This is a genomic window from Bathymodiolus platifrons methanotrophic gill symbiont, assembly GCF_002189065.1.
Taxonomy (GTDB): Bacteria; Pseudomonadota; Gammaproteobacteria; order Methylococcales; family Methylomonadaceae; genus Methyloprofundus.
Genome location: NZ_BDMN01000541.1, coordinates 1 through 1527 on the forward strand (window position 1 = coordinate 1; position 1527 = coordinate 1527).

The window sequence follows — 1527 nt, forward strand, 5'->3', positions numbered from 1 at the left end:
AATTTAGGGGTGAAGCTGTTTTTCTCCGCGATAGCGGCTTCGTCCAACTAATATAGAGCAGCGGACTAAAGACACTGTAAAAGTATCTACTTTTAGCCTCCCCCCTTGAGAAGGGGGGATCGTATAAAAACATAGGTCATTGATATTGTATGATTATTTTTAATATATCAAACCTCCCCTAACCCCTTAACTAAGGAGGGGCTTTTGTTGAGTACTTTCACAGTCTCTAAAGTCCGCTCTACAGCATAAATATTTTCTAAAAATAAAGTTGAGACCTATGACGAAGACCGGTAATTTTCGACAGCCTGGAGCTGCTCTGGATATAAAAAATGGTCATATAGACCTAAGTCATGGCAGCGGTGGTCGAGCAATGGCGCAACTGATTAACACATTGTTTGTTAAACACTTTGATAATGAATTGCTTAGGCAAGGTAATGATCAGGCATTATTTAATATCGAAGCTGGACGCATGGTGATGAGTACCGATTCACATGTGATCACTCCTCTATTTTTCCCCGGTGGAGATATAGGTTCTTTAGCTGTACATGGCACAGTCAATGATGTGGCGATGTCTGGTGCTACCCCTCTTTATTTATCAGCGGGCTTTATTCTCGAAGAAGGTTTTCCACTCCGAGAGCTGGAAAAAATAGTAATCAGTATGGCTGCAGCAGCTAAACAGGCCGGAACTCCGGTTATTACCGGAGATACCAAAGTTGTCGAGCGTGGCAAAGGCGATGGGGTGTTTATCAATACCTGTGGGATCGGTGTAGTGCCATCTGGAGTCAATATTTCAGGAGATCAGGCATGTGCTGGAGATGTCATTATTCTGAGCGGTTCGATCGGGGATCATGGTGTGGCGATTATGTCCAGTCGGGAAAATTTACAGTTTGCCACAACGATAACTTCTGACTCCGCTGCTGTACATAGTTTAGTGGCAGATATGCTGAATGTAACCAAAGAAATTCATTGCTTACGTGACCCTACTCGTGGTAGATTGGCAACCAGTTTAAATGAGTTGGCAACTCAATCGGCCGTGGGAATGGTTATTGATGAACAGAAAATACCGATCAAAGCCGAGGTAAAAGCGGCCTGTGAAATCCTGGGGTTAGACCCACTGTATGTGGCTAATGAAGGGAAATTAGTGTGTATTTGCCCGGCCGAGCATGCGGAGGTATTAATAGAGGCTATGCAGCAGAATCCTTTAGGTAAAGAGGCAGCGATAATTGGCCGGGTCATTAACGATGAAAATAATTTTGTACAAATGAATACTGCCTTTGGTGGGCAACGTATTGTCGATTGGCTGGCAGGCGAGCAATTACCACGCATCTGCTAATGTCTGGCAAAGCCATTCGGGTATACGGGACGGTACAAGGCGTAGGTTTTCGTCCTTTTATATGGCATTTAGCCAGGCAGCACGAGTTAAGAGGTGCCGTTTGGAATGATGCACAAGGGGTGATGATTCATGTCTGGGGAAGTTCTGAACTGAAGTTTCCTAGAAATTCATCAAGCGACCATGCGTAACAAAAC

At 44.3% G+C, this 1527-nt stretch carries 2 protein-coding genes; both read left to right on the forward strand.

Translation table 11 applies throughout. From position 1 onward, the window contains the following. The first annotated feature begins 277 nt into the window (after nucleotides 1-277). Nucleotides 278-1333 carry a hydrogenase expression/formation protein HypE gene (hypE, locus tag CDZ78_RS20285; protein ID WP_087871565.1) on the forward strand — a complete coding sequence of 352 codons (1056 nt, stop codon included), beginning with the start codon at nucleotides 278-280 and terminating at the stop codon, nucleotides 1331-1333. Further along, complete coding sequence (locus CDZ78_RS20290; protein ID WP_087871566.1) at nucleotides 1333-1521, forward strand: acylphosphatase; 189 nt, start codon at nucleotides 1333-1335, stop codon at nucleotides 1519-1521. The genes hypE and CDZ78_RS20290 overlap by 1 nt, the downstream gene beginning before the upstream one ends. Nucleotides 1522-1527: the final 6 nt, after the last annotated feature.

Coding starts and splice junctions, on each gene's coding strand:
- hypE (WP_087871565.1), top strand. CDS start 278: ATGACGAAGACCGGTAATTTTCGACAGCCTGGAGCTGCTCTGGATATA.
- CDZ78_RS20290 (WP_087871566.1), top strand. CDS start 1,333: ATGTCTGGCAAAGCCATTCGGGTATACGGGACGGTACAAGGCGTAGGT.